A 15620-nucleotide genomic window follows, 5' to 3' on the forward strand; every position below is an offset into this window, starting at 1 on the left:
CTCGTTGCACGTAGGGGCGACTGTCCGGTCGCTCCGAACGGCAAGCGGCGGACCGCGGCGGCCTGCGATCCTTCATCGCGTCCGCCGTACAGATGTGGATCGCCCCACCACGGCGAGGAGACAGGGACGTGGCCTGGGACTGGTTGAAGCGCAAGGGCGGGCTGGACGAGGACATGTCCGAGCTCGAGCCGGAGAGTGTCGATTCTCTGCTGTGCCGCCGCGGCACCGATGCCACCATCCTGGTCGCCACCGCCGAGGAACCGCACGCGGCGACGATCCAGGGCACGGTAGCCATCGTCGACGAAGACCGCATCGTGATCACCAACGTCGGCGGCGCGGAGAAGCCCGCGGACGACGCGACCCTGACCCTGCAGTGGCCGGTCGAGACCGGCCTGCGCCACGTCGCGATCACGATCGCGTCGACCACCGCCACCGCCTGGAACGTCGTCGTGGCCGGTGACGTGAAGCACGAGCAGCGCCGCCGGTGGATCCGGGTGCGCACCGCCGTGCCCGTCTTCGTGCGCGTCCCCGAGCAGGAGGACTGGCTCACCGGGCAGACGATCAACCTGTCCGCCGGCGGCATGGCCGCGGTCCTGGAGTCGACGAACGGCCAGCTTGTCGCCCCGCAGAAGGTGGAGATCAAACTTCAGCTCCCGGACGGTGTCCTGGCCCTGACCGGGACGGTCTCCGAGATCATCGAGGACCATCCGGGCAGCATGGCGCGCATGGACTTCTCCGAGGTCGAGGAGGCGTGCCACGAGCGGCTCGCCGCCCACGTCTTCCACGTGCAGCGCGAGGAGCTGGCGCGCCGCCGCCAGCAGGGCGCTGCGTAGCGGAACGGTTGCAAGAAGTAAGAAAGACCACGTGACCGGCGCTGCCACAACGCAAAGGTCACCGCGCCGAGGCCCGATAGGTCGCGCACATCGCGTACGACCTGGGAGCTCACAACATGTTCAGTCGCCTTCGGGTGGGCCATCGGCTGGCCGTCTGTTTCGCCCTGCTGATCGCCCTGCTGTCCGCCACGGCGGCGGCCGGCTGGCAGGGTATGAGCACCCAGAATCAGGTGCAGAACCGGATCGCCGAGCTGACCACTGCCCGCGAGGCGATGCAGCGGTTCCTGTACGAGGTCGCGGACGTCACCGGCTGGCAGGGCCTGGTCGTCGCGGACGCCGGGACGATCGGCGGCGTCGCCGCCACGGACCCGAAGTCCTACAACCGCGCCAGTGAGCTGGACGCCAAGACCGCGCTGTACGACACGCTCAAGGCGGCCGAGGCGGCACCGTTCACCGCCGCCGAACGCGCCGAGGTGGCCAAGCTGCGCGGCATCTGGGACGGCTACTTCACCGACGACGACCGGATCATGACCGTCCTGCGGCAGAACACGCCGGCGTCGCGCGCCGAGGCGCTCAAGAGCATCAACGAGGGCGTCTCCAACGACGCGTACACCCAGACCCTCGCCATCACCGACCGGCTGCAGGAGTCCACCCAGGCCCGCGACACCGCGCTGCACGCCGAGGCGGCCAGCGCCCGCACGATGGGCAACGTCATCCTGGGCAGCACGCTCGCGGCCGCCGTGCTGCTCGCGGTGATCGCGGCGGTGCTGGTCACCCGTTCCATCGTGCGTCCACTGCGTACGGTCACCGGCACGCTCGGCCGGCTCGCCGAGGGCGACCTGACCGCCCGCTCCGGGGTACGCCGGCACGACGAGCTGGGCACGCTCGGGGCGGCCGTGGACACCAGCAGCCAGGCCCTGCAGAACGCGATGAACCAGGTGCTGACCGGCGCCGGAGCCGTGGCCGAGCTCTCCGGGCGCCTGTCCGGAACGGCCGAACGCATGGCCGCCTCCGCGTACCAGGCCCAGCGCCGCGCCACCGACGTCTCCGGCGCCGCCGACAACGTCCGTACCAGCCTGCGCACCGTCGTGGCCGGCAGCAACGACGTCGGCAACGCGATCGCCCGGATCGGCACCAGCGCCGAGGCCGCCGCGCAGATCGCCAGCGAGGCGGTCACCACCGCCACCGGCACCGCGGCCACGATCACCCGGCTCGGCACGTCGTCCACCGAGATCACCAACATCGTCGCGCTGATCGACGGCATCGCCGCCCAGACGAACCTGCTGGCCCTCAACGCCACCATCGAGGCCGCCCGCGCCGGCGACCAGGGCAAGGGCTTCGCCGTGGTCGCCGGGGAGGTCAAGGACCTGGCCCAGGAGACGGCCCGCGCCACCGGCGACATCACCGACAAGGTCCGCACCATCCAGACCGACACCGGCTCGGCGATCCACGCCATCGACGCCATCAGCGACGTGATCCGCCGCATCGACGGCTTCCAGGAGACGGTCGCGTCGGCCATCGACGAGCAGGCCCACGCCACCCGGCAGATCAACGACAGCCTGACCGCGGCCGCGGACAGCAGCGACCAGATCGCGACCACCATCGCCGAGCTGGCCGAGACGACCGAGGCGACCGCCCGCGACGTGGAGGAGGCCGCCGGCGCCGCCACGGAACTGGCGGCCGCCAGCACCGCGCTGCACGCGGCCATCGCCGAATTCACGGTGTGACCCCGCCGGCATGACCGGCGGCTCCCGCGGTCGTTGAGATCGAGACGTCTCGTCCGGGCCGGCGGTCGGCGGCGGCACCAGCACCGCGGTGGTCGGTGCGTACGTCCTCGCGGGCGAGCTGCGGGCCGCGGGCGGCGACCACGAGACGGCGTTCGCGGCGTACGAGCGGGCGATGGGTGAGCTGGTGCGCCGCGGGCACGCGAAGGGGCCGGCCATGGTGAAGACGCTGATCCCCCGGACCGCGCGGCAGGCGCGGCTGACGCCGCAGGCGGTCCGGCTGCTGCCCCGGCTGCCGCCGCTGCTGCAGCGCGGGCTGCTGTCGTTGCAGGGTGGCCCGGTGCGTGCGCTGAGCGCCGTGACCCTGAAACCGTACGGCTGACCGCCTTCAGCCACCTGCCGGCTGCGCACCCGCGTCACGACGAAATACGGCGGGGGTCAGCGGCCGAACAGCGCGGCGCCCGGCAGGCGCGGGGCGACCGGCGGGAGCCACTTGGCCGCGTCACGGGCCGGACGCGGCCGGGTGCGGAACCCGTCGGCACTCGGCGTCGGATGGCTGGCGGCAGCCTGCGCCGCGGCCGGGACCCCTTCGAACGGCTGGATGTCACCGGTGCAGACCGTGCCGGGCGCGGGCAGCACCTGGCGGACCAGGTACGCGTCCACCGCGTCGGTGACGCACGCCGACGTGCCGTACGCGGTGTGGCCCCAGCTGTCACTGGACAGCAGGCGGCTGCCGGGCAGCAGCCGGGCGGAGCTGACCGCCTCCCGGTAGTTGGTCGCCGGGTCGTAGTAGTTGCCGACGAACAGCACCGGCGCACCGGTACGCCGGTCGAACGGCCCCGTGTACGCGTCCTCGTCGTGCACGGTCCACGTGTCGCGTGCGCACGCCACGGTGCTCCACGCCCAGGCCCGGCCGAAGTACGGGGCCCGCCGGTCCGCGCGGGCGGTCAGCGCGGGCCACGCTGCCGCGTCCCGGGGGTTCCCGGTGTCCGTGCAGGTGACCCCGAGGAACGCGTCGAGACTGTTGTCGTACGGGAAATCACGCCCCGGCAACCGATCCTTGAGCTGTCGCAGCTGACTCGCCAGGGCGTGCCCGGCGGAACGGCGGGCCGCAGCGGCGGCACCACCGGACGGCGGCTCGGTGAGGATCAGCAGGTTCAACGCCATCGTGACGATGCTGTCGTAGCCGGACGGGTCGTACAGCATGATCAGGGTGCTGCCGACGAAGTCGGCGTACGTCACCGTGGTGGTCCCGAAGACCGGGTCGTCGTAGACCAGCGGCTTGGCCCGCAGCCGCCGCGCGATCAGCGCGAAGTTGGCGACCGGGTCGCCCATGGCGAACACGCACCGGGTGCCGCCCGCCCGGTCGCAGCGCACGAGGATCTCGTGCAAGGCCTTGTACGCCCCGTCCGCCGAGCGCAGACGGTCGTCGAGGATCATGTCGCGGGTCGCGGCGGTGCCGGTCCACGAGACCGGGTTGATGACCCCGTCGAGCGCCAACGCGCGGACCCGGTCGGGAAACAGGTTGGCGTAGTACTGCCCGAGCGCGGTGCCGTAGCTGAAGCCCAGGTAGCTCAGCTTCTGGTCGCCGACCGCGCGGCGCAGCACGTCCATGTCGCGAGCGCTCTGCGCGGTCGACATCGCGGCGGTCAGCGGCCGTCCCGTGCTGGAGCAGGCCCGGCCGAACTCCTTGGCCGCGGCGACGTACGCGCGCTCCTCGGGCCGGGCGAGCGGGAACGGGACGTTCATGCCCGCCAGGGCCTGGCTCTGCTCGCGGGGCGAGCGGAAACACTTCACGTTGTCGCTGAAGCCGATGCCGCGCGGGTCGAAGCCGACGATGTCGAAGCGGTCGAGCACGTCGTTGCCGAGGAAGTACGGGGAGAAGTAGGCGATCGCGGTGCCCTGCCCGCCGGGGCCGCCCGGGTTGACGAACAACGTGCCGATCTTGTGCTGCTGGTCGCGGGCCTTGACGCGCAGCACGGCCAGCTCGACCTGGGCGCCGGTGGGCTGGTCGTAGTCGAGGGGCAGCTTCACGGTCGTGCATTCGGCGTAGTCGAAGCAGCGGTACCAGCCGAGGCGGGGCGTGGGCACCCGGTCGACGCGCCCGGCCTCGACCGCGCTGGTGTGATCCGGGCCGGGGGTTTGCACGGCCCCCGCCGCGGGAGCCGTCGGGACACACAGCGCGGCGGCGAGCACCGCCGCGACGATTCCGGCAGGCCGAACCCGGGGACGCAGGGACATTCGCACGCCTTTCTGCTCGCTCCGATCGCAACGTACCCGGTTTCCGGTTCGCCGCAGGCGAATCCACCGATGGAGTCGCCCGCACGGTGACCGGCGGAAACAGCATGCATCTTGAGGTCATCTTGAGCCGACCTTGAGGTGGCATTGCGTCATGGGCGGCCCGGCCGAGCCGATCAACCACGCATGATCGTTCGCCTGCTCGCGCACGCCGCGGCCACGCCACTCGCTCTCGGCGGCATGATGCTCATGCCGACCGCCGCGCTGGCCGCCCCGGCCACCCACACGACGACCGTCCTCGGCACCTACACCCAGGTGCTGCCGGAAACCATCGGTCCCGCCGGTGTGGCGGCCACCCCCACGCCGCTGGTGACCATCGGCGACAAGCTGGTGCGGCTGCCCGCGTCCGCCGCGGTGGGCCTGACCAACGGCGCACAGGTCGCGGTGACCGTCACGGCGCCGGCCGCCGCCGACACCACCGAAGAGGTGGCGGCCGCGGTGGCCACGGGCCAGGCCACCATCGTGAAGGCGAGCGCCACCGGCGACGTCGCGGCCATCTCGGCAGGGGTCGCCGGGACGCACACGCTGACCGTGATCCCGGTGTACTGGGGCACGAAGGACGCCCAGACCACCACCACGCTGCGCGCCGTGGCCGACAAGGTCGCCGCGTACTGGGACGCGGAGACCGGCAGCGGGATCACGATCAACTCGATCGACGTTCGCGACTGGACGGCCATCCCGAAGCCGACGTCGTGCAACGACTACACCGCGGCCACCAACGCGGCGCTCGCCGCGACCGGCGTGTCCGCCCCGACCCTGCGCAACCACGTGCTGCTGTACTGGCCGAAGATGGGCTGCGGCTGGCTGGGCCTGGGTTCGGTGGGCGGCGGCAACATCTGGATCGACGGCACCACGACGCCGGACGCCTGGGAGCACGAGTTCGGGCACAACCTGGGCCTGTCGCACGCCAACGCCGCGGTGTGCGCGTCGGGCACGGTGCCGCTGAGCACCAGTTGCACGTACCGGGACTACGACGACTACGACGTGATGGGCTTCAGCCGCGGCTCCGAGGGCTACCACCTCAACTCGTCCCTGGCGGACGTGCTGGGCACCCTCACCGGCACCGTGGTCGGCGAGAACGGCACGGTCGCGACGCTGAGCCCGATCACCGCGATCTCCGCGACCCGCGCCCTGAAGATCCCGCTGACCGGCTCCACGCTGTACGTGGACTACCGCCCCAAGACTGGCCGTGACGCCAACCTGCCGGCCGGCTGGGCCGGGGTTCAGGTCCACCAGCGCTTCACGGACAAGATCGACTCCAAGAGCCTCAACATGAACCCGGCAGTCGCCGACTCGCGGGCGCTGCCGGTCGGCAAGACGTGGGCGATCCCCGGCACGGTGCTGACGCTGACCGTCGAGGCGGTCACCGCGACCGACGCCCGGGTGCGGGTCGGCAACATCTACAACGACACCACCGCCCCCGCGGCCCCGACCGCGCTGACCGTGACCGGCACTGCCCGCTCCGGCGACTACGTGGCCGGACCGGTGAAGGTCACCTGGCCCGCGGTGCTGGACAAGGAGTCGGGCGTGGCCGAGTACCGGGTCTCGGTCAACGGCCAGACGACGGTCACCAAGACCACGGCACTGAGCCTGCCCGCGCTCACCGGCTCGGCGGCCATCAACGTGCGCGCCGTCAACAAGGTCGGCATGGTGGGCGACGCGACATCGACCGTCACGGTCATCGGTGACAACACCGCGCCGAGCCTCCCGGTGATCACCGCGCCGGCCGGCGGGGCCACCGTGGGCAGCGCACCCCGCATCACCTGGACCGCGGCCACGGACGGCGGCGCCGGCGTGGACCACTACGACGTGTACTTCGACACGACGAAGGCCGGCACCGCCGACCGGGCGGCCACGTCCGCCTCGCCGACGCTGAGCGGCGTCGACGGCGCCCACAAGATCACCGTGGTGGCGGTCGACAAGGTCGGCAACCGCGCCGAGGCGACCGGGGTGTCCGTGGTGCTGAACCGCGCCACCGTGGCCGCCCCGACGAAGGCGACGACCACGAACGACACCGCCGGTACCACCCTGTCGTGGACGCCGCCGGCCCAGGCCGTGGCCGGGTACGACGTGATCGTCGACGGCGCCGTCAAGGAGACCCTGCCGGGCAACGCGACGTCCTGGAAGTTGACGACGGGCGCCGCCGCGGACGGGGCGCACACCCTGGGTGTGCGGGGCCGCGACTCGATCGGCAACGCGTCGATCGCCGCCACCGCGAAGGGCACGCTCGACACGACCGCCCCCGCCCAGCCCAAGGTGGCGGCGCTCGCCAACGACGGCACGGTCACCGGGAACCTGGCCCGGATCTCGTGGGCCGCGGCAGTCGACGCGCAGTCGGGCATCGCCAAGTACGCCGTCCTGGTCGACGGCACCGAGGTGGCGCGTACCGAGGGCACCGTGAAGACGGCGACCGTGCCGGTGGGCGACGGCGCGCACCGCATCACCGTCGTGGCGATCAACGGCAACGGGCTGAGTTCGCCCGGCGCGGACGAGCTGGGCATCGCCGTGACCGCCACGCCGACCGCCCCGACCGCCGCCAAGATCACCTCCCCGCTGGCCAACGGAAAGATCAGCGCCGAGAACGCGACCGTCACCTGGGCGGCAGCCGTCGACCACGGCGGCCTGGACCACTACGAGGTACAGGTGGACGGCGTGACGGCGGCGACGTCGACCACGACCAGCGCAAGCGTGGCCCTCACGGTCGGCGCGCACAGCCTGAAGGTCGTCGCGGTGGACCGTTCCGGACTGACGAGCACGTCGCTGCCGGTCGCGGTGACCGTGGACCGGACCGCCCCGGCCGTCACCACCCCGACGGTCGCCCTGCGGACGGCCGCCGCGGGTGACGCCGTGCCGGTGCTGGTGACGACGACGGCCACCGACGCGGGCGGGATCTGCGCCACGAGCGTCACGGTCGGCGACAAGGTCGTGGCCACCGGCAAGACCGGCATCGTACGGGTCGAGACCGCGCTGCCCCGGGCGGCGTCGACCACGGTCACCGTGTCCGCGACCGACTGCGCCGGCAACGTGGCCACCGCGTCCCGCGAGGTCGCCCTGACCGCGGCCGCCGAGTCGGCGGGCCAGTACACCGGGACGTGGGCGACCGCGACGGCCACCGGCTACCTCGACGGGGCGGCCCGCTCCTCCACCGCGGCCAACGCCGCGGTGACCTGGGGCTTCACCGGCTCCCAGGTGGCGTGGTTCGGTTCGCGCAACGCCGTCGGCTACGGCCTGGCCACGGTCTACGTCGACGACGTGAAGGTCGGCACGGTGGACACCCGCACGCCGTCGGGCGCCCTGGACCGCCAGGTCCTGTGGGCCGGATCCACCACGGCGGGCACGCACACGCTCAAGATCGTGGTGGCCGGCACCGAGGGCCGCCCGAAGGTGGTGGTGGACGGTTTCGCCAGCCTCGGCTGACGAACCGGGGGGATGGGGTCCGCCGATCCCGGCCGATGCGGCCGGGGCGGCGGACCCTCGCCGTTTCCGGGTCCTGCCCGGGGCTACCGCGGAACGTCCGGCTCCCGGTCGGGGTCGGCCGAGGTGTACGCCAGCGCGGTCAGCGCGAGGACGTGCTGTGCGGGGGTGCCCGCGGCGGCGTACAGCGACAGCCGGCCGGCCTGGTCCCGGCTGCGCCCCAGGGCCTGCTGCAGGACGGCCACGCCCGCGCTGGACAGCAGCGTGACCCCGGTCAGGTCGACCGTCAGGTGCCGGGTGCCGTGACGGGTCAGCCGCTGCAGATCCGCGGCGAGCTGCGCGGCGGTCACGGAGGTCACCGGGCCGTCCACCCGTACGCGGGGGGTGGCCGCGTGCGGCTCGTCGAGCACGAGCAGCAGGTCGGGATCGTCCCGCACCGGCACGCCCGGCCCGCCGGCGCCGATCTCGCCGAGGGTGAGCACCCGGCCCGGTGTGCGCACCGCGTGCCGCAGCTCGGCGGTCGTACCCGCCGGGGACCGCCGGAGCTGGAGCGAGTCGACCAGCTCCCCGGCGAGCATCAGGCCGAGCCCGCCGCTGCGGCTGCTCGCCGCGGGTGGACGCTCGCGCCACCGCCCACGGTCGGCCACCGCGATCCGGGCCACCCCGTCCGGGCCGAGGTCACCGGTGACCGTGACCGTCGCCGTACCGGGCTCGTGGGGTGGCCCATCGGCGCCGTACGCATGCTCGACGCAGTTGGTGACCAGCTCGGCCACGGCGTGGCGGAGCGCGCTGACGTCCTGCTCGCCCGCGCCGAGTTGCTCCAGCCACCGGCCGGCCGCCCGGTACGCCCCGGCGATCACGCCGCGCTGCGCGGGCAGGTCCAGGCGCAGCGGCGGCGGCGGCGCGACCCATTGCGCCGCGAGGATCGTGACGTCGTCGGTGTGCGGCGCCTGGCGCACCAGCAGTTCCACGGTCTGCGTGCAGACCCGTTGCACCGCGGTCAGGCCGGAGCCGCGCAGCGCGCGGTCGGCGGCGGCGTCCGCGGCGACCTGGGCCACCTCGACCAGGCTGCCGGCGTGATCGCGGCCGGTACGTTCGACCAGGCCGTCGGTGAACAGCACCAGCAGCTCACCGTCGGCGAGCCGGGCCGTACCGAGCGGGAACCGCGCATCGCCGGGGGCGGCGTCCCCGCCGAGCGGGGACGCTCCGGTCGACGGCAGATACCGGCCCGGCCGCTGCGCGCCGACCACCAGCGGCGGCGGATGCCCCGCGGTGCAGTACGACACCGTGCCGTCGGCCGGGTCGAGCACGGCGACACACACCGTCGCGGCCCGCGCCCCCGGAATGCGCCGCGCCATCGCGTCCAGCGCGGTCAGCGCTCGGGCGATGTCGCCGTCCTCCAGCAGCCGGTCCTGCAGGACCGCGCGGAGCTGACCCATCACCGCCGACCCCGCGACCCCGTGCCCGACCACGTCCCCGACGGTCATCGCCACCCGCCCGCACGGCAGCACCATGGCGTCGAACCAGTCGCCACCGGCCGCCGAGTCCGCCTCCGCCAGCAGGCAGGTGGCGGCCAGCCGGGCGCGCGGCAGCACCGGCAGGCCGGGCGGCAGCAGTTCCCGCTGCAGACTGACGACGGTGTCGCGGGCCACGGCGTAGCGGCGTTCGGCGTCCTCGACGCGCTGCTGTGCGGCCTGCCGTTCCAGCACCCGATGCGTGACGTCCACGCTGACCAGGGTCGTACCGACGATCTCGCCGTCCGGGCCCCGCCACGGCGTGACCGTGAAGTCGTAGTACCCGTCCGTACGGACACCTTCGACGTCCATCTGCACGTGCCATTCCCGGGCCACCTGCTGGCGGCCGGTCCGGTACACCCGGTCGTACATCTCGTACACCTGCTGGCCTTCCATCTCCGGGAAGACCTCGACGAGCGTGCGGCCCACCTGCCCGGTGCGGCCCGTGGTCGCCCGGAACGCGGCGTTGGCGGCCACGATGCGGTGCTCCGGCCCTTCCATGCCCAGCAGCAGCACGGGTGTCTCGTCGAAGACCGCCCGGACGGTCTGCGCGTCGCCGACCTCGCCCGCCCAGTCCCGGTCACGCGTCGATGCACTCGTCATGAGTCCCTCCACCCGGATTCACCGGTCACCGTCACCCGAGGAACGCGGCGAGCCGGTACCGGCCGCGTATCCGCGTTCCTATCACGACGGAGCGGGCGCGCGAACCGTCGCGTACGCCGGTGTACCCCGACGGCCTGACCCCGCACGGCAAGGCCCGGCCGCGCCCCGGGATCCGTGGGGCGCGGCCGGGCCGTCGGCTCACCAGTTGTTGCGCCGCAGCTGCAGCGGGGCGGTGTTGGTGAGCTGCTGCAGGGTCACCGGGTGGGCGGCCGAACCGTCCGCGCCGGCGTTGACGCCGGTGACCACGAACGTGGTGCCGACCCAGGAACCGGTGTAGGCGCCGCTGGTGACCGAACCGCTCGCGCTGTACTGGCCGTAGGCGTCCGGCCCGGTGAGCGCGAACGAGCCGTTGGACGGGTTGAGCCCGCTGGCGGGCGGCCAGTTGATCGTGAAGCTGCCGCGCTGCGCGACCGCCCCGGTACGGGACGAACCGGACAGGAAGGCGGTAAGCGAACCCGTGCCGGCCACACCGCCGGTGTAGACGCTGCTGCAGCCCGCCAGCGTCGCCGACAGGATGCCGGTTTCGGTACGGGCGGTGCTCGTGAGCCCGGGCTGGTAGCTCACCGAACCGGCCGCCGAGGTGCAGCTCTCCACCGTGCTCCAGCCGCGCACGGCGGCCGCGGCAGGGGCGGTGGCGGCGAACGCCGTACCGATGGCGGCGGCGGCGAACGCGACGGCGGCGACGGTGCCACGGATCATGCGGGTGGTGGTGGACTTCTGCATGGTTCTGCTCCCTCGGTTTCGGGCCGCCCTGGTGCGGCCTGACACCAACAACGATGGCCGAGAGGGCACCTGCCGAACGAGGGTGCGCACCTGCCTCCCGGGCGGGTGGTGCCAGCACCACCCGCCTGTCAGCCAGGCGACACAACGGCCGCGGACCGGCCCGTCAGGGCGCGTCGCCCGCCAGGTACGTCAGCACCGCCTGCACCCGGGGATGCACCCCGTCGTCGTGTCCGAGCTGGAGCTTCGCGAAGATCGAGTTGATGTGTTTCTCCACCGCCCGCTGCGTGATGACCAGCGCTGCGGCGATGGCCGCGTTGGTCAGGCCGTGCGCCATCTCCGCGAGGACCTCACGCTCGCGTGCGGACAGTGGGGCCAGGCCGACGCCGCGCCGGTCGCGGCCGCGGACGAGCGCCTCGACCACCTTCGGGTCGAAGACCGAACCACCCGCCGCGACCGTGCGGATCGCCGCGACCAGCTCGCCCACGTCGGCGACGCGCTCCTTGAGCAGATATCCCCGCCCGTCGGTGCCCTGGGCCAGCAGAGCGCGCACGTAACGGGCCTCGACGTACTGGCTGAGCAGCAGCACACCCATGGCCGGATGTTCGGCCCGGCAGTGTTCCGCGGCACGGATCCCCTCGTCCGTCCTGGTCGGAGGCATCCGGATGTCGGTGAGCACCACGTCGGGGCGGTGTTCGCCGATCGCGATCAGCAGCTCCGGCAGGTCCGCGCAGGACGCGACGACCTCCAGGTCCGCCTCGTTGCGGATGAGGCCGGCGACGCCCTGCCGCAGCAGGGCGCTGTCCTCGGCCAGCACGACCCGGATCGTCACGGGCGCTCCCCCACAGCCGGCCCGGCACCGGCGTCGGCGGGCGCGCGCAGCGGCAGCGTCGCCGTGACTTCGGTACGGTCCGGCGGCCCGCTCACCGCGAGGTCACCCCCGAACGCGTCCACCCGGTCGCGGATGATCTGCGCCGTGTCGGCGCCCGGGCGCCCGGGTGCGCCCACCCGCAACCGCAGCCGGTCGCCGTCGAGGTCGAGGCGTACCGCGACCGGCCCGTGGCGGGCGAGGTCGTCGGCCAGACCCGCCGCGCAGAAGTACGCGGCCGCCCGGACCGCCGGGGCGAGCCGGGCCTCCTCGACACCGGCCGCCTCCAGCGTGACCGGCCGGGCCATCCGGTCGACATGGTGTTCCAGCGCGTCCATGAGGCCGCCGTCCGCGAGCGCGGGCGGGTAGAGCCCGGTGGCGAGCTCGCGCAGCGCTTCCAGTGCCGCCAGTGCCTGCACCCGCGCCCGTTCCAGCATGTCCGCGGTCTGCGCCCCGTCGGCCAGCGTCCCGGCCGACACCGCCAGGTGCGCGTCGACGCGATCGCGGACCTCGGCGGCGAACCGGCGGCGCTGCGCCCCACGCGCCCCGATCAGCCGCTCGCGGGAACGGCGTACCTGCTCGGCCAGCTCGGTGGCCTGGCGCAACCGCCCGCGCAGCTCGTACGTCAGCCGCACGTTGGCCAGCGCCAGCCCGGCCGGACCTGCCAGCCCGTCCAGCAGTTCCCGGTCCGCGGGGCTGAGCTGGTCCTCGGCCACCTCCACGCCGAGCTGCCCGACCGGGTTGCTGCCGCGCTGCAGGTCGAGCCGGAACCGGGCGTGCACGTCGTCGCGGCCGGGCGGCCACGTCTGGCGCCACTCCGCGCCGTCGGCCAGCCAGAGCCGGACCTCGGTGCCGGGACTGTGCGCCACCCGCGACGCCGTACGGGCGAGGTCGGGCAGGACCTCGTCGACCGCGAGGGTGTCGGAGATGCGTTGCACGAACCGGGTCATGGCGGCGTGCGGGTCGCCGTCCGGCCCGTACGCGATCCGGTCGGCAGCGCGCTCGGCGTGGCGGCGCGCGGCGGGCGCCAGGGCCGCGACGAGCGCGGTGACCGCGAGCCACACCCACGGGCCCGGATCGGTGTCTCCCGCGAGCGCAGAGACTGCCCGGACCCCGCCGTACACGGCGACCACGAACAGCGCCATCGCGGCCACCACACACACTTGGCGCAGCCGGTCCGGGCTCCGCAGACGCGTCATGCCGGCACCCCCGTACGCTCCTCGGCCGCGGGTACCCGGCAGGTCAGCGTGGTGCCGGCGCCGGGGGCCGAGGCGATCTGGGCGGTCCCACCGAGTACGGCCAGCCGGTCGACCAGGTTGGACAGACCGGAGCCGGGGGCGGCGCGCGCCGGGTCGAACCCCGTACCGTCGTCGGTCACCGCCAGCACGACGTCGGCGCCGTCGCGGTCCACCCGTACGGTGATCCGGCGCGCGTGCGCATGCTTGGTGGCGTTCTGGATCGCCTCCAGGGCGCAGAAGTACAGCGCGGTCTCCACGTCGGGGGCCGGCCGGGCGGGCAGCCGGACGTCCACGGACAGGTGCAGGCCCGAGGTGGCGGCCGGGGCGGTGGCCGCGTCGAGCGCCGCGGCCAGGCCCGCCGCGGTGAGCACGTCGGGCGGGTTGCCGGTGCAGATCTGGGCGAGCGTGGCGCGGGTGGCGGCGAGCGTGCGGCGCAGCGGCGCGACCCGCCCGGCGGGCAGTGCACCGTCCGCGGTGGCGCGCTGCAGCGTCTGGAGTTGGATCAGCAGCGCGACGAGTTCCTGCTGGGCGCCGTCGTGCAGGTCGCGTTCGAGGTGGCGGCGTTCGTCGTCGTGCGCGGCGACCACCTGCAGCCGGGATCGGCGCAGGTCCTCCGCCTGCCGGGTGACCAGGTCCACCTGGCGCGCCAGGTCCGCGGTGAGCCGCGCGTTGGCGACCAGCAGACCGGCGTGGCCGGCCAGGTCGCCGATCAGGCGCAGCTCGGCCCGGGGCAGGGTGACCCCGGCGGGCAGGCGCAGGGCCAACACGGCCAGCAGGTCACCCTCGTGGGTGACCGGGAAGCACAGGTCGGCCCCGGTCAGCGCGCGGTACTCGGCCATCGCCTCGCCGGGGTCCGCCGCGAGGCCGGGCCCCGGTTCGCTCAGGGTGGCGCCGTCCCGGCGGGAGTCGCCCAGGGTGCCGCTGTCCCGGCACGGATCGCCCACCGTGCCGGCGGCTGGGCGCGGATCACCCACCGTGCTGGCGCCCGGGTCCGGGTCGGCCCTCGTGTCAGCGCCCGGACGGCCCGGCCCGGATGCCGTGGCCGGGGCGGAGGCCACCAGCAGCAGCCGGGCGTCGGTGATCAGCCACAGCTGGGCGCCCGCGCAGCGGGTACCGGCGACGACCACGTCGGTCAGCTCCGCGAGTTCGTCGGCGTAGGCGGCGTGCTCCAGCCGGTCCGCGAGGGTCCGCATGGCCTCGCGGGGGGTGAGCCGCTGGCCGAAGACGAGCCGGTTGGCCAGGGCGCGCAGCCGCTCGCGGACCGGTTCGGCGGCCGCCGCGACCACGGCCAGGGCGACGATCGCGGACCAGCCGCGCGGGGCGGCCAGCCACGCGGTCACGGCCAGGGCGGCGACGTACACCAGCCCGATGAACACGGCCAGCATGGTGTAGATCAGTGCCCGGGTGATCACGTGGTCGATGTCCCACAACCGGTATCGCAGGATGCCCACGAACAGCATCACGGGCACGACCGCGAACACGGCCGGGAAGGCCCGCTCGGCGGTGTCCGCGAGCGAGGCGGCACCGGCGAGGCGGGCGCACGACCACACGAGCGCGACCGCCAGGGCCGGGGCGAGCGCGACGCACAGCAGGCGGGACTGCTGGCGGGCCTGCGGTGACGGGGAGCCGTAGCGCAGCCGGACGCCCTGGGCGGTCATTCCGGCCAGCGGTACGAGGATGCCGAAGAACGCGACGAAGAACGGCGGGTGCGCAACGAAGCTGCTGCGCCAGCACACGAACGTGATCACGGCCGTGCTGGCCGCGGCGGCGTACGCGGTCGCCCGCCGTCCGGCGCCCAAGGGCAGCCGCCCGTCGGGGAACAACAGCACCGCCCACACGTACGCGACGCCGGAGACGACGTGGAACGCGAAGTGGAAGTCCGTCACCGCCGGGTCGGGCCCGATGACGTGGAACACCTCGTGGCTCGGGGCGTTGAACGTGGCCGCGGTGCCAATGAACGCCACCGCCAGCAGCCGGGCGGTCACCTCGTTCGGGCGCCGGACCGCCAGGAACACCCCGAGGGCCACGTTGAGCAGGCTGAACACGTAGTCGAGGGCGGCGGAGGCGCCGTGCGGCATCGCCGCGTGCAGGGACCGCCGGGCCGCCTCGGCGAGCGCGCCGGTGTCCTGCTGCGCCGCTGCCTGCAGGCCGTGCCGCACCAGCGGCACCCCGGCGCTGAGCACCGGGATCAGGCCGAGCGCCAGCCAGGCGAGGGCGCCGGCGAGGTAGACCGCGAACGCGGCGAGGAACAGCCGCGTCCCGGACCGGGTAGACCTCGCATACCGGGTCATACCGCCAGTCTGACCTGCCCAGCCCGGTACGGCAGCCCGGATGCGCCACGACCCGCC

10 protein-coding genes are annotated in these 15620 nt (G+C 73.9%); 4 read left to right on the forward strand and 6 right to left on the reverse strand.

The genetic code is table 11. From position 1 onward, the window contains the following. Nucleotides 1-128: 128 nt before the first annotated feature. The 3 genes from ACMCNK_RS05165 (at nucleotide 129) to ACMCNK_RS05175 (ending at nucleotide 2939) form a co-directional block, all read left to right on the forward strand. Nucleotides 129-833, forward strand: a complete 705-nt coding sequence (locus ACMCNK_RS05165) for a PilZ domain-containing protein (protein ID WP_412735244.1) — start codon at nucleotides 129-131, stop codon at nucleotides 831-833. Between the two features lie 116 nt (nucleotides 834-949). Beyond that, nucleotides 950-2560: a methyl-accepting chemotaxis protein gene (locus tag ACMCNK_RS05170; protein WP_412735245.1), complete on the forward strand. Its 1611-nt coding sequence runs from the start codon at nucleotides 950-952 to the stop codon at nucleotides 2558-2560. Nucleotides 2561-2648: 88 nt separating this feature from the next. Then, the gene (locus ACMCNK_RS05175; RefSeq protein ID WP_412735246.1) at nucleotides 2649-2939 is read left to right on the forward strand and encodes a hypothetical protein; all 291 of its coding nucleotides are present in this window, start codon (nucleotides 2649-2651) and stop codon (nucleotides 2937-2939) included. Nucleotides 2940-2995: 56 nt separating this feature from the next. Here the strand turns inward: ACMCNK_RS05175 and ACMCNK_RS05180 are convergent, their stop codons facing one another. Then, the gene (locus tag ACMCNK_RS05180) at nucleotides 2996-4798 is read right to left on the reverse strand and encodes an alpha/beta hydrolase (RefSeq protein WP_412735247.1); all 1803 of its coding nucleotides are present in this window, start codon (nucleotides 4796-4798) and stop codon (nucleotides 2996-2998) included. 183 nt (nucleotides 4799-4981) lie between these two features. On the opposite strand from ACMCNK_RS05180, the gene ACMCNK_RS05185 reads away from it, so the two are divergent. After that, nucleotides 4982-8272: a hypothetical protein gene (locus ACMCNK_RS05185; RefSeq protein ID WP_412735248.1), complete on the forward strand. Its 3291-nt coding sequence runs from the start codon at nucleotides 4982-4984 to the stop codon at nucleotides 8270-8272. 83 nt (nucleotides 8273-8355) lie between these two features. On the opposite strand, the gene ACMCNK_RS05190 is transcribed toward ACMCNK_RS05185, so the two are convergent. From ACMCNK_RS05190 to ACMCNK_RS05210, 5 genes are all read right to left on the reverse strand, one after another. After that, nucleotides 8356-10386, reverse strand: a complete 2031-nt coding sequence (locus tag ACMCNK_RS05190) for a SpoIIE family protein phosphatase (protein ID WP_412735249.1) — start codon at nucleotides 10384-10386, stop codon at nucleotides 8356-8358. A 198-nt stretch (nucleotides 10387-10584) separates the two neighbouring features. Then, the gene (locus ACMCNK_RS05195) at nucleotides 10585-11169 is read right to left on the reverse strand and encodes a hypothetical protein (protein ID WP_412735250.1); all 585 of its coding nucleotides are present in this window, start codon (nucleotides 11167-11169) and stop codon (nucleotides 10585-10587) included. A 163-nt stretch (nucleotides 11170-11332) separates the two neighbouring features. Continuing rightward, nucleotides 11333-11998, reverse strand: a complete 666-nt coding sequence (locus tag ACMCNK_RS05200; protein ID WP_412735251.1) for a response regulator — start codon at nucleotides 11996-11998, stop codon at nucleotides 11333-11335. Next, nucleotides 11995-13233: a sensor histidine kinase gene (locus ACMCNK_RS05205; protein ID WP_412735252.1), complete on the reverse strand. Its 1239-nt coding sequence runs from the start codon at nucleotides 13231-13233 to the stop codon at nucleotides 11995-11997. The genes ACMCNK_RS05200 and ACMCNK_RS05205 overlap by 4 nt, the downstream gene beginning before the upstream one ends. Continuing rightward, nucleotides 13230-15563 carry a sensor histidine kinase gene (locus tag ACMCNK_RS05210; protein WP_412735253.1) on the reverse strand — a complete coding sequence of 778 codons (2334 nt, stop codon included), beginning with the start codon at nucleotides 15561-15563 and terminating at the stop codon, nucleotides 13230-13232. Before ACMCNK_RS05210 ends, ACMCNK_RS05205 begins: the two co-directional genes overlap by 4 nt. Nucleotides 15564-15620 lie beyond the last annotated feature (57 nt).

Origin of the sequence: Krasilnikovia sp. MM14-A1259 (assembly GCF_047159535.1) — a bacterium.
Classification (GTDB): Bacteria; Actinomycetota; Actinomycetes; order Mycobacteriales; family Micromonosporaceae; genus Actinoplanes.

Bases quoted from the DNA above. Each gene is read 5' to 3' on its own strand.
- ACMCNK_RS05170 (WP_412735245.1), top strand. From the start codon at position 950: ATGTTCAGTCGCCTTCGGGTGGGCCATCGGCTGGCCGTCTGTTTCGCC.
- ACMCNK_RS05180 (WP_412735247.1), bottom strand. From the start codon at position 4,798: ATGTCCCTGCGTCCCCGGGTTCGGCCTGCCGGAATCGTCGCGGCGGTG.
- ACMCNK_RS05185 (WP_412735248.1), top strand. From the start codon at position 4,982: ATGATCGTTCGCCTGCTCGCGCACGCCGCGGCCACGCCACTCGCTCTC.
- ACMCNK_RS05190 (WP_412735249.1), bottom strand. From the start codon at position 10,386: ATGACGAGTGCATCGACGCGTGACCGGGACTGGGCGGGCGAGGTCGGC.
- ACMCNK_RS05195 (WP_412735250.1), bottom strand. From the start codon at position 11,169: ATGCAGAAGTCCACCACCACCCGCATGATCCGTGGCACCGTCGCCGCC.
- ACMCNK_RS05205 (WP_412735252.1), bottom strand. From the start codon at position 13,233: ATGACGCGTCTGCGGAGCCCGGACCGGCTGCGCCAAGTGTGTGTGGTG.
- ACMCNK_RS05210 (WP_412735253.1), bottom strand. From the start codon at position 15,563: ATGACCCGGTATGCGAGGTCTACCCGGTCCGGGACGCGGCTGTTCCTC.